Below are 19,512 nucleotides of genomic sequence, written 5' to 3'. Positions count from 1 at the left end.
GCCCGGGTGGCCCGGAACGCCGAAGGGGCCCCCGGCAGGCCCGTGAGGGCCGCCGAGGGCCCCAGGGCCCGGAAAGAAGCGTGCGCGGAGCGTGCGACTGCGGCTCAGCGGTCGACGAGCCGGTCGAACTGTGTCGTCGTGTGGCGCAGATGCGCCACCAGCTCGTCGCCCACTCTCGGCTCCTGAGCGTCCGACGGCACAAACAGAATCGACACCTGCATGTGCGGCGGCTCGGCGAACCACCGCTGCTTGCCGTCCCACACGAACGGCGACAGATTCCGGTTCACCGTGGCCAGACCCGCCCGGGCGACGCCCTTCGCGCGGGGCATCACCCCGTGCAGCGCCTTCGGAGCCTCCAGCCCCACCCCGTGCGACGTTCCGCCCGCCACGACCACCAGCCAGCCGTCCGAAGCGGCCTTCTGCTGGCGGTAACCGAACCTGTCCCCCTTGACCACCCGCGTCACATCCAGCACCGAACCCCGGTACTCCGTCGCGTCATGGTCACCCAGCCACAGCCGGGTACCGATCCGCGCGCGGAACCGGGTCTGCGGGAACTGCTGCTGCAAGCGCGCCAGCTCCGGGGCCGCGAGATGGCTCACGAACATCGTGTGCAGCGGAAGCCGGGCGGCCCGCAGCCGGTCCATCCACGCGATGACCTCCTCGACCGCGTCGGAACCGTCCGTACGGTCGAGCGGGAGATGCAGGGCGAAACCCTCCAGCCGCACATCCTCTATGGCCGCGTGCAGCTGGCCCAGCTCCTCCTCCTTCACCCCGTGACGCTTCATCGAACTCATGCACTCGATGACCACGCGCGCGCCCACCAGCGCGAAGACCCCGTCGACGGAGGACACGGAACGCACCACGCGGTCCGGCAGCGGCACCGGCTCCTCGCCCCGCCGGAAAGGCGTCAGCACCAGCAGATCGCCGCTGAACCAGTCCTTTATCCGAGCGGCCTCGTAAATGGTCCCCACGGCCAGCGTGTCGGAACCGAAGCGATTGGTCTCATCGGCGAGACGCTCATGACTGAAGCCGTAACCATTGCCCTTGCAGACCGGGACAAGTCCCGGAAACTGCTCGATGACCGACTTCTGGTGCGCCCGCCAGCGCGCGGTGTCGACGTAGAGGGAGAGCGCCATGCCGGTCCGGGACCTTTCTCTTGGCTGCGATGTATTCAGAAAAGGAGAGTCTTGACGTCAGCGGCGCGACATATACATGTCGAGCGCCTTGTGAAGCAGCTTGTTGAGCGGGAAATCCCACTCGCCGATGTACTCGACGGCCTCGCCGCCGGTTCCCACCTTGAACTGGATCAGGCCGAAGAGATGATCCGTCTCGTCCAGTGAGTCCGAGATACCGCGCAGGTCGTAGACCGTCGCGCCCATCGCATAGGCGTCCCGCAGCATCCGCCACTGCATCGCGTTCGACGGGCGCACCTCGCGCTTGTGATTCGCGGAGGCGCCGTACGAGTACCAGACATGCCCGCCGACGATCAGCATCGTCGCCGCGGCCACGTTCTCGCCCTCGTGGCGGGCGAAGTAGAGGCGCATCCGGTTCGGGTCCTCGGTGTTCAGAACCGACCACATGCGCTGGAAGTACGACAGCGGGCGCGGCCGGAAGCGGTCCCGCTCGGCCGTGATCTCGTACAGCCGCTGCCACTCGGCCAGGTCCTCGTAACTGCCCTGGACGACATCGACGCCGGCCTTCTCGGCCTTCTTGATATTGCGTCGCCACAGCTGGTTGAAGCCCTTGAGGACATCGTCCAGCGAGCGGTTCGCCAAGGGCACCTGGAAGACATAGCGCGGCTGTACGTCACCGAATCCGGCACCGCCGTCCTCGCCCTGCTGCCAGCCCATCTTGCGCAGCCGGTCCGACACCTCGAAGGCGCGCGGCTCGATGTGCGAAGCCTCCACATCGCGCAGCCGCTTGACATCCGGATCCTGAATGCCGGACTTGATCGCCGCCGCGTTCCAGCGGCGAATGACCACCGGCGGGCCCATCTTCACCGAGAAGGCGCCCTGGTGCTTCAGATGCGCCAGCATCGGCTGAAGCCACTCGTCGAGATTGGGCGCGTACCAGTTCAGCACCGGGCCCTCGGGCAGATAGGCCAGATAGCGCTTGATCTTGGGCAGCTGACGGTAGAGCACGAGTCCGGCACCGACGAGCTGGTCGTTCTTGTCGAACCAGCCCAGGTTCTCGGAGCGCCACTCCGTCTTGACGTCAGCCCATGCCGGGACCTGGCAGTGACTCGCCGCGGGCAGGCTCTGGATGTATGCCAGATGCTGCTCACGGCTGATGGTCCTCAGGGTCAGGCTCATACGGGGCGCTCCTCGGCAGGTGTGTCCCCATGGATACAGGGGCTCCGGCTCTCGCGCCGAAGCCTACTGCGCCGGAGGGAGCGCCCCGTTTGGCCCCGGGGCGGAGTGGACGGCTCGTACGGGCGCCGCCGTTACCCGATGACCCCGCCGAAGAGACCGCCGTGGGCCATACCGAGGAAGAAGCCGACGGCCGCGGCCCCCAGCCCGATGATCGTCAGGAACCGTTCCCGGGTGGTCACGGAGATGAACTGGCCGTACGCGCCGGTCAGGATCCCGACGAGCCCCGCCCACGAGCTCAGCAGATGCAGATCCCGGAAGAACGCGGAGACGAAGGCGAGAAGACCCAGCGTGAGCGTGACCGCCACCAGGGTGTCCTGGAGGGGATGGGGTTTCCCGTCGGTGGCGAGGAGAGAGTTGGAGGAGTTCGGTCGCATTGCCTGTGCCATGAGGCACCTCCTGGCCCTGTGGGCCTGCCGGCGGCGGCGCCTCGTGGCACCGCGCACACCCGATGTGTACAGATTGCGGCCAAGGGCAGCCGGATTTCAACCGGAAGCCGGTGTGCGGGTAGTCTGTACCGTCTGCACCGGTGTCTGCCCAGGCCAGTAGCGATCCCTCGTACTCCGAGCCGGATTGTCAGTGGCCGCGGATACCGTTGCTACGCATCACGACCCTCCTGCCACGGAACGACCGTGGCCGCTGAGTCCAAAGGAGGTGGGTTCCACATGCGTCACTACGAGGTGATGGTCATCCTCGACCCCGATCTCGAGGAGCGCGCTGTCTCCCCGCTGATCGAGAACTTCCTCTCCGTCGTCCGTGAGGGCAACGGAAAGGTCGAGAAGGTCGACACCTGGGGCCGTCGTCGTCTCTCTTACGAGATCAAGAAGAAGCCCGAGGGCATCTACTCGGTCATCGACCTTCAGGCCGAGCCTGCGGTCGTCAAGGAGCTCGACCGACAGATGAACCTGAACGAGTCGGTCCTCCGGACCAAGGTCCTCCGCCCCGAGACCCACTGAGCGTCTAGCTCAGAGGTCATCGGGTCCGAGTAGCAGCAAGCAGCCAGAAGCAATCCCCGCCGAGAGGTTCACCCATGGCAGGCGAGACCGTGATCACGGTCGTCGGCAATCTCGTCGACGACCCCGAGCTGCGCTTCACCCCGTCCGGTGCGGCGGTCGCGAAGTTCCGTGTCGCGTCCACTCCCCGCATCTTCGACAGGCAGACCAATGAGTGGAAGGACGGTGAGGGCCTCTTCCTCACCTGCTCGGTCTGGCGTCAGGCGGCGGAGAACGTCGCGGAGTCGCTCCAGCGAGGCATGCGCGTCGTCGTGCAGGGCCGGCTGAAGCAGCGGTCCTACGAGGACCGTGAGGGCGTCAAGCGCACGGTCTACGAGCTGGACGTCGAAGAGGTCGGTCCCAGTCTCAAGAGCGCCACGGCCAAGGTCACCAAGACCACCGGCCGCGGTGGTCAGGGTGGCCAGGGTGGCTACGGCGGCGGCGGCCAGCAGGGCGGCGGCAGCTGGGGCGGTGGCTCCGGCGGCGGTGGCCAGCAGGGCGGCGGCGGTGCTCCCGCCGACGACCCGTGGGCGACCAGTGCGCCGGCCGGCGGCGGTCAGCAGCCGCAGAGCGGTGGCAGCGGAGGCGGCGGCTGGGGCGGAAGCTCCGGCGGCGGCTACTCGGACGAGCCGCCCTTCTAGGGCGGGCTCGCACCCCACTTCTTGATCACACAGGAGAAACACCATGGCGAAGCCGCCTGTGCGCAAGCCTAAGAAGAAGGTCTGCGCATTCTGCAAGGACAAGACCCAGTACGTGGACTACAAGGACACGAACATGCTGCGGAAGTTCATTTCCGACCGCGGCAAGATCCGTGCCCGCCGCGTCACCGGCAACTGCACGCAGCACCAGCGTGACGTCGCCACGGCCGTCAAGAACAGCCGTGAGATGGCGCTGCTGCCCTACACGTCCACCGCGCGATAAGGGAAGGGTGACCGAATCATGAAGATCATCCTCACCCACGAGGTCTCCGGCCTCGGTGCCGCCGGCGATGTCGTGGACGTCAAGGACGGCTACGCTCGCAACTACCTGGTCCCGCGCGGTTTTGCGATCCGCTGGACCAAGGGCGGCGAGAAGGACGTGGCGCAGATCCGCCGCGCCCGTAAGATCCACGAGATCGCGACCATCGAGCAGGCCAACGAGATCAAGGCCCGCCTCGAAGGCGTGAAGGTGCGTCTGGCCGTTCGCTCCGGCGACGCCGGCCGCCTCTTCGGCTCCGTCACCCCGGCTGACCTCGCTTCGGCGATCAAGTCCGCCGGTGGCCCGGACGTCGACAAGCGCCGTATCGAGCTGGGCTCGCCGATCAAGACCCTGGGCTCGCACCAGGTGTCCGTGCGTCTGCACCCCGAGGTCGCCGCGAAGCTCGGCATCGAGGTCATCGCCGCGTAACCGCTGCGCTCGGCAGAGCATGGAGAGGGCCGCATCCCACCGGGATGCGGCCCTCTCACTCTGTTCACGGAGGCTGGTTTCACGTGAAACCATCCAAGGCGGATGTTTCACGTGAAACCCTCCGAATGTCCCGGCTGGAAAATCCCGACCGGATCAGCGGGTCGCTCCCGTCACCAGCCAGCGTCCGGATCGTGTGCGCAGCCAGAGCGTCAGCAGGCGGACCGCCATCATCAGCCCCATGGTCCACCAGAGGGCCGTCAGTCCGCCGCCGAGGCGGGGAACGAGCAGCGCGACCGGGGCGAACACGGCCAGCGTCACCAGCATGGCCCGGGCGAGATACGGGCCGTCTCCCGCGCCCATCAGCACTCCGTCCCAGACGAAGACGATCCCGGCCACCGGCTGGGTCACGGCCACCACGATCAGCGCGGGCAGCAGGGTGTCGCGTACCGCCGGGTCGCCCGTGAACAGTGGGATGAAGAGCGGGCGCGTCAGCACGATCAGCGCGCCGAGCAGCACTCCGGACGCGATGCCCCACTGGACCATACGGCGGCAGATCTCCCGGGCGCCCGCGGTGTCCCCCGCGCCGAGGCAGCGGCCTATGAGGGCCTGCCCGGCTATGGCGATGGCGTCGAGCGCGAAGGCCGTGAGACTCCACAGGGACAGCACGATCTGATGGGCGGCGATCTCCGTGTCCCCGAGCCGGGCGGCGACCGCGGTGGCGATCAGCAGCACCGCCCGCAGCGAGAGCGTACGGATCAGCAGGGGCGCGCCGGCCTGGGCGCTCGCCCGTATCCCGGCGGCGTCCGGGCGCAGGGAAGCGCCATGCCGCCGCGCTCCTCGTACGACAACCACGAGATAGACGGCGGCCATCGCGCACTGGGCGATCACCGTGCCCCAGGCGGAGCCCGCGATACCGAACCCGGCCCCGTAGACCAGGACGGCATTGAGCACGGCGTTGGCGCCGAAGCCGCCGATGGCGACGTACAGCGGGGTCCGGGTGTCCTGGAGGCCGCGCAGCACCCCGGTCGCGGCGAGCACGACGAGCATGGCGGGGATACCGAAGCTGGAGATCCGCAGATAGGTGATCGCGTACGGGGTCGCGGTGTCCGATGCTCCGAAGAGGCCGATCAGCCAGGGCGCGGCGGGCAGTGTCACGGCGACGACCCCGGCGCCGAGCAGCATGGCCAGCCAGATTCCGTCCATGCCCTGCCGGATCGCCGCCTTCGGATCACCCGCGCCGACGCGCCGGGCGACCGCCGCGGTGGTGGCGTAGGCGAGAAAGACGAAGATGCTCACGGCGGTGGTCAGCAGGGCGGCGGCCACCGCCAGCCCGGCGAGCTGAGGGGTGCCGAGATGGCCGACGATCGCGCTGTCGACCAGGACGAAGAGGGGCTCGGCGACAAGGGCGCCGAAGGCGGGGACGGCGAGCGCGACGATCTCGCGGTCATGCCGGCGGCGGTCCTGCCGGGAGGGCGCGGGAGCCTGTGTCATGCACTCAATCTAATCTTCCACAGGTAAGAGACACAATCCCTTACTGATCCTTACTCGACGCCGTGGCGGGGCCAGTGGGGCGGACCGTTTGTTCTGATCTTGGTCCAGTCGGGAAAGTTTTTCTTCCCCACAGCCGGTGGATGAAAAAAGCCCAGCTCAGAAGGGTTGCGCTGAGGTTGATATGACTTTGTCCACAGTGCCGTCCCCCGGTCCGTGCACAGGTTCTCGGGAGTTCTCCACAGCATCTCGTCCTTCGTCCACATGGCCTGTGGATAACAAGATTGGCTGACGTCGCTCGCGGGCCTACCGTGGACCGGCGTCCGACGCGCCGGAACCGGAGTCAGACCTCTCGTTTTGTCAGTGTCGTGCCGTACAAAGAGTGGCACGGCGAGGGTCCGCTGAGCGGACGTGAGGAGGTGGCCGGTGAGCATCCCCGAGCCATTGGACGACCCCTGGACCGACGCCGGTCCCAGCGACCGGCTGCCGGTCTCCCGGCAGCGCAGAGGCGAGGGCCGGGGCAGGGGGGACGAGCGCGACCGGGGCGGCGACGGCGGCTCCTGGGACGGCGGCGGGTCCCAGGGCTTCGAGCGGGTCCCCCCGCAGGATCTCGACGCCGAGCAGTCCGTCCTCGGCGGCATGCTGCTCTCCAAGGACGCGATCGCCGATGTCGTGGAGATCATCAAGGGCCATGACTTCTACCGGCCCGCGCACGAGACGGTCTTCCAGGCGATCCTCGACCTGTACGCCAAGGGCGAGCCGGCCGACCCGATCACGGTGGCCGCCGAGCTGACCAAGCGCGGCGAGATCTCCCGCGTCGGCGGCCCCTCGTACCTCCACACCCTCGTCCAGTCGGTCCCCACCGCGGCCAACGCGTCGTACTACGCGGAGATCGTGCACGAACGGGCGGTGCTCCGGCGGCTCGTCGAGGCCGGTACGAAGATCACGCAGATGGGATACGCCGCCGACGGGGACGTCGACGAGATCGTCAACTCCGCCCAGGCCGAGATCTACGCCGTCACCGAGCAGCGGACCAGCGAGGACTATCTGCCGCTGGGCGACATCATGGAGGGCGCGCTCGACGAGATCGAGGCGATCGGCTCGCGCAACGGCGAGATGACCGGTGTGCCGACCGGGTTCACCGACTTCGACTCCCTCACCAACGGCCTCCACCCCGGCCAGATGATCGTCATCGCGGCCCGTCCCGCGATGGGCAAGTCGACGCTCGCGCTGGACTTCGCCCGGGCCGCGTCCATCAAGAACAATCTGCCCAGCGTGATCTTCTCGCTGGAAATGGGGCGCAACGAGATCGCGATGCGCCTGCTCTCGGCCGAGGCGCGGGTGGCGCTGCACCACATGCGCTCCGGCACGATGACGGACGAGGACTGGACCCGGCTGGCCCGCCGGATGCCCGATGTCTCGCAGGCGCCCCTGTACATCGACGACTCCCCGAACCTCTCGATGATGGAGATCCGCGCGAAGTGCCGCCGCCTCAAGCAGCGGAACGACATCAAACTCGTGGTCATCGACTATCTGCAACTCATGCAGTCCGGCGGCTCGAAACGCGCCGAGAACCGCCAGCAGGAGGTCTCGGACATGTCCCGAAACCTCAAGCTCCTGGCGAAGGAACTGGAACTGCCGGTCATCGCCCTCTCCCAGCTGAACCGTGGCCCCGAGCAGCGCACGGACAAGAAGCCGATGGTCTCCGACCTGCGTGAATCCGGCTCCATCGAGCAGGACGCGGACATGGTGATCCTGCTGCACCGCGAGGACGCCTACGAAAAGGAATCCCCCCGCGCCGGCGAGGCGGACCTCATCGTCGCCAAGCACCGTAACGGCCCCACGGCCACGATCACGGTCGCGTTCCAGGGCCACTACTCGCGCTTCGTGGACATGGCGCAGACCTGATGTCCGGCCGTGGGGACCGTGCGGAGGGCCTCGCGGCTGATGCCGGTGAGACCGGCGTGTGGATGCCGTGGCTCAGTGTTTAGTCTCGTATCTGGTCAGGACCACGCCGCCGGGGAGCGTCCGGGTCTCCAGGAGGTTCAGGTTCACCCAGCTGTCCAGTGCGGTGAAGAACGGTGTGCCGCTGCCGACCAGGACCGGGTGGGTGGCGATCACGTACTCGTCGATCAGTCCGGCGCGCATGGCCGCTCCGGCGAGTGTCGCGCCGCCGATGCTCATCGGGGCGCCGTCCCCGGCCTTGAGACGGGTGATTTCGGCGAGCGCGTCGCCGGTGACCAGGCGGGTGTTCCAGTCGACCTCGTCGATCGTCGAGGAGAACACCACCTTCGGCGTGTCCCGCCAGGTCCGCGCGAACGCGATCTCCGCCGGGGTGGCGCCCGGCTGCTGGTCGCCGGTCGGCCAGTAGGAGCTCATCGCCTCCCACAGCTTGCGCCCGTACAGCGACAGGCCGCTCGCCCGCTCGTGGTCGAGCCACCACTGGAACAGCTCGTGGCTCGGCGGTCCGCTCCAGCCGATGTCGTCGCCGGCCGCGGCGATGTAGCCGTCCAGGGTCAGGTTCATGCCGTAGATGAGTTTCCGCATGACTCAGCCTACGGCCGGAAGGTGCGCCGCGTCGTCCCGATGAGGGCGTCCCGTCGTACACCGAACGGTGTGGTCGACCGGCGGGCCGCACCCTTCGGTGTACGTACGGGACCGCAGGCCGTCGGTGGCTCCGGAGGCGGGAGCCGGGGGATTACGCCACGGTCTCCGGCTGCGGGTTCGCCCCGGCGACCGGGTCGGGGGTGGGGCGGGAGAGGCGGGTGGCGGTGAAGGCGGCGCCCGCGGCCAGGGCGGCGGCCGCGATGAGCAAGGTCAGCGTGTAGCCGTTGTCGAAGGCCGTGTGCGCGGCGGCCAGCAGGCTGTCGGCCTGGGGAGCGGGCAGTTCGGCGGCGGTGACCCGGGCCTGGTCGAGGCTGTCCTCGGCTGCGGCGGGCACGCCCGCGGGGAGGTGGACGGTGGCGGTGTAGACGGAGGTGAGGGCGCTGCCGAGGAGCGCGACGCCGGAGAGGCTGCCGAGTTCGTAGGAGACCTCTTCCACGGAGGAGGCCATTCCGGCCCGCTCGACGGGGGCGTTGCTCATGATCGTCGTGGAGGCGGCTGTCATGGCCAGGCCGATGCCCGCACCGGCCACCACGAGGCCCGGGACGATCCATGCCTCGTGGGCGGGATGGATACGGAGAAAGGGCGCCACGCCGGGAGTGAGGAGCACGATGAGCAGCACTCCGGCGGTGCCGGCCAGGAGACCGCCGACGATGAGGGGGCGGGGGCCGGTGCGATGGGCGATTCCGCCCGCGATGACGCCGGCGGGCAGACAGCCGATGGCGAACGCGGCCACCAGCAGCCCCGCGTGCAGGGGCGTCAGGTCCAGGACCAGCTGGAGCCGCTGGGTCAGGATCAGCTGGATACCGGCGGTGGCGAACATGGCCAGCGCGGCGGCGACGATGCCCGACAGGATCCGCGGATGGCGCAGCAGGGCGAAGTCCAGCAGCGGGTGCTCCTGGCGGCGCTGCCGGCGTACGAACAAGGTGAATCCGAGGGCGGAGACGAGCAGCGCCAGGATGAGGTGGAGGAGGTCCGGGCCGGGCTTGGTGATCTCCTTGACGGCGTACACGAGACCCACCAGACCGGCCATGATCTGAAGGGAGGCGATCACGTCCCAGGGGCGGTCGGAGCGGCCGGAGGCGCTGGGGGCGAGTACGGCGCCGGCCGCCAGCGCGACGACGACCACGGGCACATTGACCAGGAAGACCGAGCCCCACCAGAAGTGGCTCAGGAGCAGGCCGCCGAGTACGGGCCCGAGAGCGGCGCCGACGACGGACATCGTGCCCCAGATCCCCATGGCGATATTGCGTTCGCGCTCGTCATGGAAGGTGGTGCGCACCAGCGACAGGGTGGCGGGCATCATGGCGGCGGCGCCCACGGCGAGGAGGGCGCGGGCCGCGATCAGGGTGGCGGCCGACGGTGCGAAGGCCGCGGCGCCGGAGGCGAGGCCGAAGACGGCGAGTCCGGCCAGGAACATCCGCTTGTGGCCGACGCGGTCGCCGAGGGTGCCGGCGCCGAGCAGGAGCCCGGCCATCACCAGCGGATAGGCGTTGATGATCCACAGCTTCTGGGAGGCGTCCGCGCCCAGGTCGTGGGTGAGGGTGGGCAGGGCGGTGTAGAGCACCGACATGTCCACGGTGATCATCAGCAGGCCGGCCGATACGGTCGCCAGCAGCCACCAGCGTTGCGCGCCGCCGCTCATGGAAATCCACCTTGTCCTTCGTCGGTTCGTCAGCTTCGTCAAGTTGTCCGCGTGTGGCGGTACGGGGGTAGCGCGGCCTCCGCCCCCGTACGACCGGCCGCCGGGACCGTACGACCGGCCGCCGGCTCAGGCATCGTCGGAGGGGGCCGTCAGCTCGGCCAGGCGCTCCCGCAGCGCCTGCTTGACCGGTTCGGGCAGCGGGGCCGCGCTGGTGGCCTCGTACAGCCACAGCCCGTCAGCGGCCAGCCGTGCCAGGAGCAGGTCGATCTGGTCCCGTTCCGTCGAACTCGGCGACGGGCTCCAGCGGCTCATCATCTGGTTCCATACGTGCGCCAGCTCGGGCTGGCTGACGGACTCGACCATGAAGGCGAGGTCCGCCTTGCTGCTTCCCCCTTGGCTGCCCATCCGGGTGTACGCGCCGACGGTCTCCCTGCTCGACGCCTCGGAGAGCGGCTTGCCCAGCTCGTCGGCGAGCCGCTCCTCCCAGGCGGCGGTGAGATGCCGCTGGATCGCCAGCAGCAGGTCGTCACGGGTGCGGAAGTGGTACATCAGTCCGCCCTTGGTCACGCCGGCCTCCTCGGCCGCCGATTCCAGGGTCAGGCTGGTGATGCCGTCGCGTTCCACCACGCGGATCGCGGCATCGAGGATCTGGTTCCTGTTACTGGGTCGCATGGCATAACTATACCATCTGGAAGGTATAGTTATTGGGTCGTGCGCGTCCTCCGGTCCCTCGTGTCCCGGGCCTGTTTCCGCTGGTCAGACCACGCGGAAGTTGGCCATCATCGCCATGTCCTCGTGTTCCAGGTTGTGGCAGTGGAGCATGTACCGGCCGCGGTACCCATGGAAACGGGCCAGCACGTCGACCGTCTCGTACGGCCGTACGTCGACGGTGTCCTTCCAGCCGCCTTCATGGGCGGCCGGCGGACGGCCGTTGCGGGCCTCCACCTGGAAATGCGCGAGGTGGAGGTGGACAGGGTGATGGAAGTCGCTGGTGAAACGCCACCGTTCGACCGTTCCCAGCCGGGGTGAGGCCAGATACCGCTCGGTGTCGAAGGGGTGTCCGTTGATCGTCCAGGCGTGGCCGCCGTCGGTGGCGGTCATACGGAAGTCGAAGCGGCGGGTGGCCACGGCGTCCGACGCGCTCAGCGGCCTGAGGTCTCTCAGCCGGGTGGGCAGATGGGAGGGGTCCTTGGCCCGGCGGGCCACCCGGAACCGAAGGACGTTCCGCATCGCGCCGTCCTCCAGCGTGTTGACGAGTGTGACGGTGTCGCCCGGCTTCCACTGCTTGAAGTCGATCACCATCTCGGCGCGTTCGGCGGGAGCGAGCGTGACGGTGTCCAGCCGCTGGGGCCTCGGCAGCAGGCCGCAGTCGCCGGCCACCTGGGTCATCGGCGCGCCCGGTTCCAGGCGCAGCCGGTAGCGGCGGGCGTTGGAGGCGTTGAGGAGCCGTAGCCGGTAGCGGACGGCGTCCACCTCCAGCTCGGGCCAGGGCGCGCCGTTGACCAGCGTGACGTCGCCCATCACGCCCTGTGTGTAGGCGTCCTCGACACCGGGCCGGCCGGTCAGGGACGGGTCGAGGGCCGGGTAGCGGAAGGAGCCGTCCTCCTCGAAGGCCCGGTCGCAGATCATCAGAGGAATGTCCCGGTCTCCCGAGGGCAGCGGAAGGTTCTCCTCCACGGCGTCCCTGACCAGGAAGAAGCCGGCCAGACCGCGCCAGACCTGCGGGGCGCTGAAGTCCATGCGGTGGTCGTGGTACCAGAGCGTGGCCGCTTCCTGGTCGAGGGGATAGTCGTACCGCTTGGTCTGCCGGGAGATGGTCCAGGCGTCCGGTGACATCTTCATACCGCCGTGCCCGCCCTGGCTGTCCTGACCGCCGTGCCCATCGGGTCCGCCGGGTCCGCCGGGTCCGCCCTGGCCGTGCGGGTCGTGCCGCCAGCCTTCGGGGATCACGATGTCCGTGGGGTAGCCGTCCGAGTCGGGGGGTGTGACGCCGCCGTGCAGATGGGTGGAGGTCGGCACCGGAAGCTCGTTGCGGACCGTCACCAGGACCTTGCGTCCGGAGCGGCCGACGAAGGTGGGGCCGGGGAACAGGCCGTCGTATCCCCAGACAGGGGTGCGCAGTCCGGGCAGGATCTCGACATCGGCGACGCGCTGCGTCACCTCGTACCGGTCCACGCCGCCGGTCGTACGGACGGGCCGCGCGACGGTGGGGACCGGCAGCGGCACGGTGAAGGGGCGCGGCAGCTCCGCCCGGCCGGCCAGCCGGCCTCCGGAGACCTCCCGGCCGCCGGATGCGGTCGCGGCGAGGGTGCCGCCGCCCGCCGCCGCCACGGTCATGCCGCCGGTGACGGCGAGGAACCCTCTCCGGCTCAGTCGGCGCGTCCCGTTCATCGGACCTCCTGCGCGAGGCCGCTGACCTGGACCGGGATCCACCGGTTCTCGGTCAGGACGAGCAGCAGTGCCAGCATGGCGACGGCCGCGGTCGTGACCCCGATGAACATGTGCGGGGCGACCACGCGGGCCATGCCCAGGCCGATCTGTCCGACCGTCATCACCAGGGCGAGTACGGAGAGCACGATCAGCCGGCGGCCGGCCGGCTGCCCCGCGCGGGCACGCCCGCGGCGGTCCAGGACAGCGGCGATCACCTGGACCGCCGCCACCACGGACAGGGTTCCCCCGACGGCGCTGTGCACGGTCAGCAGCCCGGCGTCGCCGGTCACGAAGAGCCCGGCCAGCAGGCCCTGAGCGAGGGTCATGAACAGAAAGAGCGCGGCGGTCACCCGCAGGGCCCATGTCGTCCAGGGAACGGCGGGGTTACTCGTGGGCGGCATGCGCATCCTCCAGTGGTTGTCGAGATGTGCCGGGTCGGCCGGGCGGTGTCGCCGTGTAACGGGGGCTGACAGCACGGGGCGCGGGGCGGCGGGGCGGGGCGCAGGGCGTCGCGCGGGACCGCGAGCGGGCGTCCAGAACATGGAAACTGTACCATCCAGAAGGTATAGTTACGGGTGAGGGGGCGCCGGAGGGCGGCGCGCACTGGCTCGGCTGAACTGAGCTGGGCTCGGCTCGGCTCGGTGAAATGGGCTCGACCCCGGTGAGGTGTCACCGGTAGATGTGGTGCATGACCTCACCCTGTGAAGAACTGCTGCCCGCTACTCGACGGGCCCTGACGCATCGCATCGCCCTCGCGCAGACCGAGGGGCGTGCGCCGTCGTTGGTGGGGGCGGTGGCGCGCGAGGGGCGGATGGTGTGGACCGGCTCGCGCGGTGGTGTGGACGGGCGGGCGCCGGACGCGGAGACGCAGTACCGGGTGGGGTCGATCACCAAGGTGTTCACCGCCGTTCTGGTGCTGCGGCTGCGTGACGAGGGGCTGCTCGATCTCGGCGACCCCCTGGAGAAGCATCTGCCCGGCACCGGTGCGGGGGAGGCGACGATCGCTCAGCTTCTCTCCCACACCGCGGGGTTGGGTGCCGAGTCACCGGCCCCGTGGTGGGAACGTACGCCCGGCACGGTGCGCCCGGGGCTCGCGGACGTTCTCGGTGAGCGGCCCGTGGTGCATCCCGCAGGACGGCGGCACCACTACTCGAACACCGGCTACACCCTGCTCGGTTCGCTGGTCGAGGCGGTGCGCGGCACTTCGTGGGAGGAGGCGCTGCGGTGCGAGATCCTCACGCCGCTCTCCATGGAACGTACGGGGCCACAGCCCGTCGCTCCGTACGCGCGCGGCTGGGCCGTGCATCCGTGGGCCGATGTGGTGCTTCCCGAGCCGATGGAGGATCTGGGGCTGATGGCGCCGGCGGGGCAGCTCTGGTCGACGGCGGCGGATCTCTGCCGCTTCGCGATGTTCCTCGGCGGGGGCGACGAGAGGGTGCTGAGCGCCGCGTCCGTGGCGGAGCTGCGGACCCCGGCCGTGCCGCCGGAGGGGGATGACGTGGACGGCGGCTATGGGCTCGGGATGCAGTTGACGCGACGGGAAGGGCGGTCGCTGGCCGGTCATACGGGCTCACTGCCGGGCTTTGTCGCCTCCCTCTGGGTCAGCGTGGCGGACGGAGTGGCCGCGGTGGCGCTCGCCAATGCCACGTCCGGGCCGCACATCAGCGCGGTGGCCGCCGACCTCATCGGCATCGTGGCCGAGGCCGAGCCCCGGATTCCCGAGCCATGGCGGCCGCTGCCCGAGGTCGACCAGGAGCTGCTGTCCCTGACGGGGCCGTGGTACTGGGGTACGTCCGCCGTTGGGCTGAAGCTGGTGGCGGACCGGGGGCTGGAGCTGTATCCGCTGCGAGGTGGCGGACGCGGCTCACGCTTCACCGCGCTTCCGGACGGCACCTGGGTGGGGCTCGACGGTTACTACGCGGGCGAGACGCTGCGGGTGGTGCGGCGGCCGGACGGTGCGGTGAGCCATCTCGATCTCGCGTCGTTCGTCTTCACCCGCGAGCCGTACGAACCGGGTGGGGCGGTTCCCGGCGGGGTCGACGAGGACGGCTGGCGCGGTCTGCCGGAGTGAGGCGCGGGTGATGTTTCACGTGAAACGGGGTGCGGGCGGCCCGGACCGACACCGGGCGACGGGCGGCAGCGACGAGGGGCGCGCCCTCAGATGCTCAGCTTGAAGCCGACGTGGGAGGCGGTGAAGCCCAGCCGCTCGTAGAAGCGATGCGCGTCGGTGCGGGTGGCGTCGGAGGTGAGCTGGACAAGTCCGCAGCCCTGGCGCCGTGCTTCCTCGACCGCCCACTCGATGAGCTGGGTGCCGAGCCCGCTGCCCCGCTCGTCCGCGTGGACGCGCACGGCTTCGATGACCGCGCGCGTGGCGCCGCGCCGGGAGAGTCCGGGGATGACGGTGAGCTGGAGCGTACCGACCACCCGGCTGTCGCGTACGGCGACGACGAGGTGCTGGTGGGGATCGTCGGCCAGCCGCCGATAGGCCGTGGTGTACGGGGCGAGGTCGCCGGGGGACTCGCGCTCCGCGCCCAGGGGGTCGTCCGCGAGCATGGCCACGATGGCCGGGATGTCGTCCTGGCCCGCGGGCCGTATCTGCGCGTCGCTCATGGGCCGAGCCTATGCCGGAGCGGGCGACCGTCAGCAGCCCCGGCAGCCCTGGCAGCCCCGGCCGTCCCGGCCTCCGCCGGCTCCTCGGCGGATGTCAGCCCGTTGCCATGTTCAGTGGTGCGAAGTGCCGGGCGCGGTCGCCCGGGAGGTCGGGGATTCCATGGACCATCACGGTGGTCCGGGTGACCTCTTCGAGGCCGTGTTCCTTGACCCAGCTCAGCAGCTCCTGGTGACGCACATCGATGTGGATGCGGACCGGCCGGTCCGGGCCGGGGACGATTGAGGTGACCAGGGCCTGCGCTGTCCGCGTGTCGCGGGCGATCAGCGGGCCGATGACATCCGCCGCGGGGGTCGGCCAGGACGCCGCGTATCCGGAGAGGACGGCGTCCTCCTCCATGACGCTGAGCCGGTCGGCGAAGGCGGGCAGCCGGGCGATCATGGAGGTGCGGTCGATTCCGACCGCCTCGGTGTCCAGGCCGATGACGGCGGGCAGATCACCGGCGGTCGCGGCGCGGGTACCGGTGAGGGGGCCGGCGTCTGTGCCGGTGGCCGAGGGGCGGAAGAGTCCGGCCATTGTGGCCACCTCGCCGACGTTTTTGAAGCCCAGCTGCTCATAGAGCGGCCGGCCGTACGGGGTGGCGTGGAGGGAGCATCAGCGGGGTGTCACCCGCTTCGTGCAGGACATGGGTCATCAACCGTCGGCCGAGCCCCTTCCTGGTGTGGTGTCCCGCGACAAGCATCATCCCGATGCTGGCCAGTTGGGTGCCGTAGGGGGTGACCACACAGGTGGCGGCCAGACGCCTGCCGTCGGCATCATCGGGATCGCTGATCCCGTAGCCGGTGCCCGCGGTGAGCAGCAGGCTCCATTTGTGTTCCTCGCGGGCCCAGCCGCGATCTTCGGCCAAGTCCGCACAGGCGGTGAGGTCGCCCATCGTCAGAGGGCGGATGGGCAGCGTGGAGAGCATGGTCGACATGGTGGCCAGGCTGTCGGAGTGGGAGCGGGCGCGTCCACCGCTTTACAGGAAACGGGATGTTTCACGTGAAACACGGCGGCCGTCCGGTGGGTCGGGAGCCGCGAGGCGCGGTGCCGGGGCACGCGAGCCCGGCGCGATCCCCACGAGGGGTACTAGCCTCGGTGCACATGGCTACCCTGCGCAGACTTCATCTCTTCGATCTCGACGGGACCCTCATCCGGGGGTCGGCGGCCGCGGTGGAGATTTCCCGGCAGTTGGGGCTGAGCGCCGAAATCGCCGAGCTGGAGCGGGAGTTCCTGTCCCAAGGGCTGGAGCCGGGCGATTTCGCCGTCAGGGCCCGGGAGTTGTGGACCGAACTCACGGCGGAGCAGGTGACGGCCGCTTTCGAGGGCGCTCCGTGGATGACCGGCATCCGGGAGGTTTGGGCGGACATTCGGGCGCGTGGGGATTACTGCGCCGTTATCTCCCTCTCGCCCGATTTCTTTGTGTCGCGGCTGCTGGACTGGGGCGCGCATGCCGCGCATGGCTCACGCTGGCCCGCGCTGCCTTTCACGGATCCGGTCGACCGGACCGGCATTCTCACCCCGGCCGCCAAAGTGAAGATCGCGAACAGCCTGTGTGCGGAGTTCGGGGTGAGGATGGACGACTGCGTTGCCTATGGTGATTCCATGTCCGATGCGGAGATCTTCGCCGTGGTGCCCAGGTCGGTTGCGGTGAACGCGGATCACCATCTGTCGGGACTGGCAACGCACATGTACACAGGGGGCGATCTGCGTGAGGTCTATGAACTGGCGCGCCTCCAGCAGTAATACTCTGACCCGTGATGCCGCGGGAAACGTGGTCGGAATCCACCGGATGAAGACGGGAGCAATGCAGCCTAACGGTAAATCCGGTACGGATGGCCGGACTTCGCGCTCTTTGTCCCGTGCGGCGGCGGGGCCTGTCATGCTGCGACGGCAGGTACTGCGGGCCATGTCGTGTTCCCTGGCCTCGTGTCCCGACTCGGGGTACGGCGGGGGTTGACACCGGCTGCCGGCAGTTCCGATCGGAGCGGGGGATTCATCAGCGTATTCCGGGCCAGCGGATGTACGCAGACCGACTGAAAGATGTTCGAGGCGAGGCAGACCATGGACGCTCCGACCACCACGTCGGCCGACAACGGTTCTTCCGGAGACGGTGGCACCCCCGGGGACGGCCCGGGAGGCGGCTGGTTCGCTCCCCGCAAGACCCCGGGAGCCGGCGGCGGCCGACCGGATTCCGGGACGGCAGAGGGGGCCGAGGCGGCGGGACGGGGGCGAATACCCGTTCCGGGCCGCTCGCTTGCCTCCATACGCCCGGTGGGCTCGGGCGGGACCCGTCCCGCACCCCCGCCGCCGCGCGAGGGTGCCGAAGGGCAGGAGCGCCCCTCGGCCGCCGGTCCTTGGCCCCCGGCTGCCACGGAGGGTGTTCCCGATGCTTTCCAGCCGCGCGCCAAGGGGCCCCAGAGCGGCGAGGGGCCGGTCGCGCACCCGGAGGTCTCCGAGGGGACCAGCGCCGCGGTGGAGAGCGGCGGTGAGCCGCTTCCGGCGGAGGCCGGGCCGGCTGCCGCGCGGTCCGTCGACGCCTCCGCCGCCCTGTCCGCCGACGCGCCGCCGTCGCCCGCCGCGGCGCCCGGGGTGCTGCCGCCCGACGCCGTACGGCCCCATCCCGTACCGCACGAGGCCGATCCCGGGCCGTCCGCCGGTGCCCCGCCCGGTGGCGGGTCCGCGGCTCTGCCGCCCGAGGCGCCGGTGCCGGCCGCGCTGCCGCCCGAGGTCCAGGCCGAGGCCGAGGCTCCGCCCGAGGTTCTGGTCGACGCTCCGGCCGGGGAGCCGCCGGCCGCCGCCGCGGACATCGACCCGAACGCCTCCCCCGACGCCGTTCTGGTGCGCCGTACGCTCGCCGTGATCGGTCCCGTCGCCGACCAGGTCACCTCGTACTTCTACTCACTGCTCTTCGTCCGGCACCCGGATCTGCGGAGCCTCTTCCCCGTGGCGATGGACGCGCAGCGCGACAGGCTGCTCAAGGCGCTGCTGACCGCGGCGGAGCACATGGACTCCCCGGCCGTACTCACGGGCTATCTGCGCCAGTTGGGCCGCGGGCACCGCAAGTACGGTACGCAGGCGACGCACTACCCGGCCGTCGGTGAGGCGCTGCTGGGCGCGCTGTCCCGCTACGCAGCCGACATCTGGGACGAGGACACCGAGGGCGCCTGGGTCAGGACGTACACCACGATCTCGCAGATCATGATCGACGCGGCGGCCGAGGACGAGGCGCACGCTCCCGCCTGGTGGCAGGCCGAGGTGGTCGCGCACGAGCGCCGTACGTCGGACATCGCCATCGTCACGGTCCGTCCGGACCAGCCGTACCCGTTCCGCGCCGGGCAGTACACCAGCCTGGAGACGTCCTGGTGGCCCCGGGTCTGGCGGCACTACTCCTTCGCCTCGGCGCCCCGGCCGGACGGTCTGCTGTCCTTCCACGTCAAGGCGGTCCCGGCCGGCTGGGTCTCGAACGCGCTGGTCAACAAGGCCGCCGTCGGCGATGTGCTGCGGCTCGGACCGCCGGCCGGTTCGATGACCGTCGACCACAGCACGGACAACGGCCTGCTCTGCCTGGGCGGCGGCACCGGGATCGCACCGATCAAGGCGCTCATCGAGGATGTGGCCGAGCACGGCCACCGGCGCCGGGTCGAAGTCTTCTACGGCGCGCGCAGCGACCAGGATCTGTACGACATCGAGACGATGCTGCGGCTCCAGAGCGAGCATCCGTGGCTGGCGGTACGGCCGGTGGTCGCCGAGGGGCCCAGCCAGGGGCTGACGGGGCGGCTTCCGGAGGCGGTGCGCGACTACGGCCCGTGGCATGAGTACGACGGGTATCTGTCCGGCCCGCCCGGGCTGATCCGCAGCGGTCTGGACGCGCTGCGGGGGGTCGGTATCCCGTCGGAGCGGATCCGGCACGACTCCCTGGAGCAGCTGATGGCCGCGGCCAGCTAGCAC

18 protein-coding genes and 1 pseudogene are annotated in these 19,512 nt (G+C 69.9%); 8 read left to right on the top strand and 11 right to left on the bottom strand.

The features are described from left to right. Window positions 1–104: 104 nt before the first annotated feature. The 3 genes from DVK44_RS15455 to DVK44_RS15445 form a co-directional block, all read right to left on the bottom strand. Window positions 105–1,136 (bottom strand): alanine racemase, encoded by a 1,032-nt coding sequence (locus DVK44_RS15455; protein WP_114660203.1) that lies wholly within the window; start codon window positions 1,134–1,136, stop codon window positions 105–107. Between the two features lie 57 nt (window positions 1,137–1,193). Next, window positions 1,194–2,312, bottom strand: coding sequence for a lipid II:glycine glycyltransferase FemX (locus DVK44_RS15450; protein ID WP_114660202.1), 1,119 nt, complete (start codon window positions 2,310–2,312; stop codon window positions 1,194–1,196). A gap of 131 nt (window positions 2,313–2,443) precedes the next feature. Next, window positions 2,444–2,758: a hypothetical protein gene (locus DVK44_RS15445; protein WP_114660201.1), complete on the bottom strand. Its 315-nt coding sequence runs from the start codon at window positions 2,756–2,758 to the stop codon at window positions 2,444–2,446. 276 nt (window positions 2,759–3,034) lie between these two features. On the opposite strand from DVK44_RS15445, the gene rpsF reads away from it, so the two are divergent. From rpsF to rplI, 4 genes are all read left to right on the top strand, one after another. After that, window positions 3,035–3,325, top strand: a complete 291-nt coding sequence (gene rpsF, locus DVK44_RS15440; protein WP_006604399.1) for a 30S ribosomal protein S6 — start codon at window positions 3,035–3,037, stop codon at window positions 3,323–3,325. A gap of 74 nt (window positions 3,326–3,399) precedes the next feature. Beyond that, window positions 3,400–4,002: a single-stranded DNA-binding protein gene (locus tag DVK44_RS15435; RefSeq protein WP_114660200.1), complete on the top strand. Its 603-nt coding sequence runs from the start codon at window positions 3,400–3,402 to the stop codon at window positions 4,000–4,002. 43 nt (window positions 4,003–4,045) lie between these two features. Continuing rightward, window positions 4,046–4,282, top strand: coding sequence for a 30S ribosomal protein S18 (gene rpsR / locus DVK44_RS15430; protein ID WP_003967857.1), 237 nt, complete (start codon window positions 4,046–4,048; stop codon window positions 4,280–4,282). Window positions 4,283–4,300: 18 nt separating this feature from the next. Beyond that, a complete protein-coding gene (gene rplI / locus DVK44_RS15425) occupies window positions 4,301–4,747 on the top strand; it encodes a 50S ribosomal protein L9 (RefSeq protein ID WP_114660199.1) in 447 nt (148 codons plus the stop codon). Between the two features lie 153 nt (window positions 4,748–4,900). Here rplI and DVK44_RS15420 read toward each other — a convergent pair whose 3' ends face one another. Further along, on the bottom strand, window positions 4,901–6,238 hold the full coding sequence (locus tag DVK44_RS15420; protein ID WP_114660198.1) for an MATE family efflux transporter: 1,338 nt from the start codon (window positions 6,236–6,238) through the stop codon (window positions 4,901–4,903). Window positions 6,239–6,661: 423 nt separating this feature from the next. Between DVK44_RS15420 and dnaB the strand changes: the two genes are divergently transcribed. After that, window positions 6,662–8,143: a replicative DNA helicase gene (dnaB, locus tag DVK44_RS15410; protein WP_114660196.1), complete on the top strand. Its 1,482-nt coding sequence runs from the start codon at window positions 6,662–6,664 to the stop codon at window positions 8,141–8,143. A 72-nt stretch (window positions 8,144–8,215) separates the two neighbouring features. On the opposite strand, the gene DVK44_RS15405 is transcribed toward dnaB, so the two are convergent. The 5 genes from DVK44_RS15405 to DVK44_RS15385 all read right to left on the bottom strand — a co-directional run bounded on the left by DVK44_RS15405 (window position 8,216) and on the right by DVK44_RS15385 (window position 13,315). After that, entirely contained in the window at window positions 8,216–8,782 is a 567-nt protein-coding gene (locus DVK44_RS15405) for a dihydrofolate reductase family protein (protein WP_114660195.1), read from the bottom strand. Between the two features lie 151 nt (window positions 8,783–8,933). Next, window positions 8,934–10,484, bottom strand: a complete 1,551-nt coding sequence (locus DVK44_RS15400; protein ID WP_114660194.1) for an MFS transporter — start codon at window positions 10,482–10,484, stop codon at window positions 8,934–8,936. Between the two features lie 126 nt (window positions 10,485–10,610). Continuing rightward, window positions 10,611–11,156: a TetR/AcrR family transcriptional regulator gene (locus tag DVK44_RS15395; protein ID WP_114660193.1), complete on the bottom strand. Its 546-nt coding sequence runs from the start codon at window positions 11,154–11,156 to the stop codon at window positions 10,611–10,613. A gap of 84 nt (window positions 11,157–11,240) precedes the next feature. Then, window positions 11,241–12,875 carry a multicopper oxidase family protein gene (locus DVK44_RS15390; RefSeq protein ID WP_114660192.1) on the bottom strand — a complete coding sequence of 545 codons (1,635 nt, stop codon included), beginning with the start codon at window positions 12,873–12,875 and terminating at the stop codon, window positions 11,241–11,243. Next, complete coding sequence (locus DVK44_RS15385; RefSeq protein ID WP_162793839.1) at window positions 12,872–13,315, bottom strand: hypothetical protein; 444 nt, start codon at window positions 13,313–13,315, stop codon at window positions 12,872–12,874. Before DVK44_RS15385 ends, DVK44_RS15390 begins: the two co-directional genes overlap by 4 nt. Before the next feature lie 287 nt (window positions 13,316–13,602). On the opposite strand from DVK44_RS15385, the gene DVK44_RS15380 reads away from it, so the two are divergent. Further along, complete coding sequence (locus DVK44_RS15380) at window positions 13,603–14,985, top strand: serine hydrolase domain-containing protein (RefSeq protein ID WP_114660190.1); 1,383 nt, start codon at window positions 13,603–13,605, stop codon at window positions 14,983–14,985. Between the two features lie 86 nt (window positions 14,986–15,071). On the opposite strand, the gene DVK44_RS15375 is transcribed toward DVK44_RS15380, so the two are convergent. After that, the gene (locus tag DVK44_RS15375; RefSeq protein ID WP_114660189.1) at window positions 15,072–15,524 is read right to left on the bottom strand and encodes a GNAT family N-acetyltransferase; all 453 of its coding nucleotides are present in this window, start codon (window positions 15,522–15,524) and stop codon (window positions 15,072–15,074) included. A gap of 94 nt (window positions 15,525–15,618) precedes the next feature. Continuing rightward, window positions 15,619–16,498 (bottom strand): annotated as a pseudogene (locus DVK44_RS15370) (GNAT family N-acetyltransferase). A gap of 167 nt (window positions 16,499–16,665) precedes the next feature. Here DVK44_RS15370 and DVK44_RS15365 point away from each other — a divergent pair. Both DVK44_RS15365 and DVK44_RS15360 read left to right on the top strand, forming a co-directional pair. Beyond that, window positions 16,666–17,307 carry an HAD family hydrolase gene (locus tag DVK44_RS15365; protein WP_114665153.1) on the top strand — a complete coding sequence of 214 codons (642 nt, stop codon included), beginning with the start codon at window positions 16,666–16,668 and terminating at the stop codon, window positions 17,305–17,307. 318 nt (window positions 17,308–17,625) lie between these two features. Continuing rightward, window positions 17,626–19,509, top strand: coding sequence for a globin domain-containing protein (locus DVK44_RS15360; RefSeq protein ID WP_114665152.1), 1,884 nt, complete (start codon window positions 17,626–17,628; stop codon window positions 19,507–19,509). Window positions 19,510–19,512 lie beyond the last annotated feature (3 nt).

The sequence above is a fragment of the Streptomyces paludis genome (assembly GCF_003344965.1).
Classification (GTDB): Bacteria; Actinomycetota; Actinomycetes; order Streptomycetales; family Streptomycetaceae; genus Streptomyces; species Streptomyces paludis.
Note: the sequence above shows the minus strand (reverse complement) of the source record. Positions and strands in the feature narration are given on the sequence as shown.

Excerpts from the sequence above, each read along its gene's own strand:
- DVK44_RS15455 (WP_114660203.1), bottom strand. The coding sequence starts at position 1,136 with ATGGCGCTCTCCCTCTACGTCGACACCGCGCGCTGGCGGGCGCACCAG.
- DVK44_RS15450 (WP_114660202.1), bottom strand. The coding sequence starts at position 2,312 with ATGAGCCTGACCCTGAGGACCATCAGCCGTGAGCAGCATCTGGCATAC.
- DVK44_RS15445 (WP_114660201.1), bottom strand. The coding sequence starts at position 2,758 with ATGGCACAGGCAATGCGACCGAACTCCTCCAACTCTCTCCTCGCCACC.
- rpsF (WP_006604399.1), top strand. The coding sequence starts at position 3,035 with ATGCGTCACTACGAGGTGATGGTCATCCTCGACCCCGATCTCGAGGAG.
- DVK44_RS15435 (WP_114660200.1), top strand. The coding sequence starts at position 3,400 with ATGGCAGGCGAGACCGTGATCACGGTCGTCGGCAATCTCGTCGACGAC.
- rpsR (WP_003967857.1), top strand. The coding sequence starts at position 4,046 with ATGGCGAAGCCGCCTGTGCGCAAGCCTAAGAAGAAGGTCTGCGCATTC.
- rplI (WP_114660199.1), top strand. The coding sequence starts at position 4,301 with ATGAAGATCATCCTCACCCACGAGGTCTCCGGCCTCGGTGCCGCCGGC.
- DVK44_RS15420 (WP_114660198.1), bottom strand. The coding sequence starts at position 6,238 with ATGACACAGGCTCCCGCGCCCTCCCGGCAGGACCGCCGCCGGCATGAC.
- DVK44_RS15405 (WP_114660195.1), bottom strand. The coding sequence starts at position 8,782 with ATGCGGAAACTCATCTACGGCATGAACCTGACCCTGGACGGCTACATC.
- DVK44_RS15400 (WP_114660194.1), bottom strand. The coding sequence starts at position 10,484 with ATGAGCGGCGGCGCGCAACGCTGGTGGCTGCTGGCGACCGTATCGGCC.
- DVK44_RS15395 (WP_114660193.1), bottom strand. The coding sequence starts at position 11,156 with ATGCGACCCAGTAACAGGAACCAGATCCTCGATGCCGCGATCCGCGTG.
- DVK44_RS15390 (WP_114660192.1), bottom strand. The coding sequence starts at position 12,875 with ATGAACGGGACGCGCCGACTGAGCCGGAGAGGGTTCCTCGCCGTCACC.
- DVK44_RS15385 (WP_162793839.1), bottom strand. The coding sequence starts at position 13,315 with ATGCCGCCCACGAGTAACCCCGCCGTTCCCTGGACGACATGGGCCCTG.
- DVK44_RS15380 (WP_114660190.1), top strand. The coding sequence starts at position 13,603 with ATGACCTCACCCTGTGAAGAACTGCTGCCCGCTACTCGACGGGCCCTG.
- DVK44_RS15375 (WP_114660189.1), bottom strand. The coding sequence starts at position 15,524 with ATGAGCGACGCGCAGATACGGCCCGCGGGCCAGGACGACATCCCGGCC.
- DVK44_RS15365 (WP_114665153.1), top strand. The coding sequence starts at position 16,666 with ATGGCTACCCTGCGCAGACTTCATCTCTTCGATCTCGACGGGACCCTC.
- DVK44_RS15360 (WP_114665152.1), top strand. The coding sequence starts at position 17,626 with ATGGACGCTCCGACCACCACGTCGGCCGACAACGGTTCTTCCGGAGAC.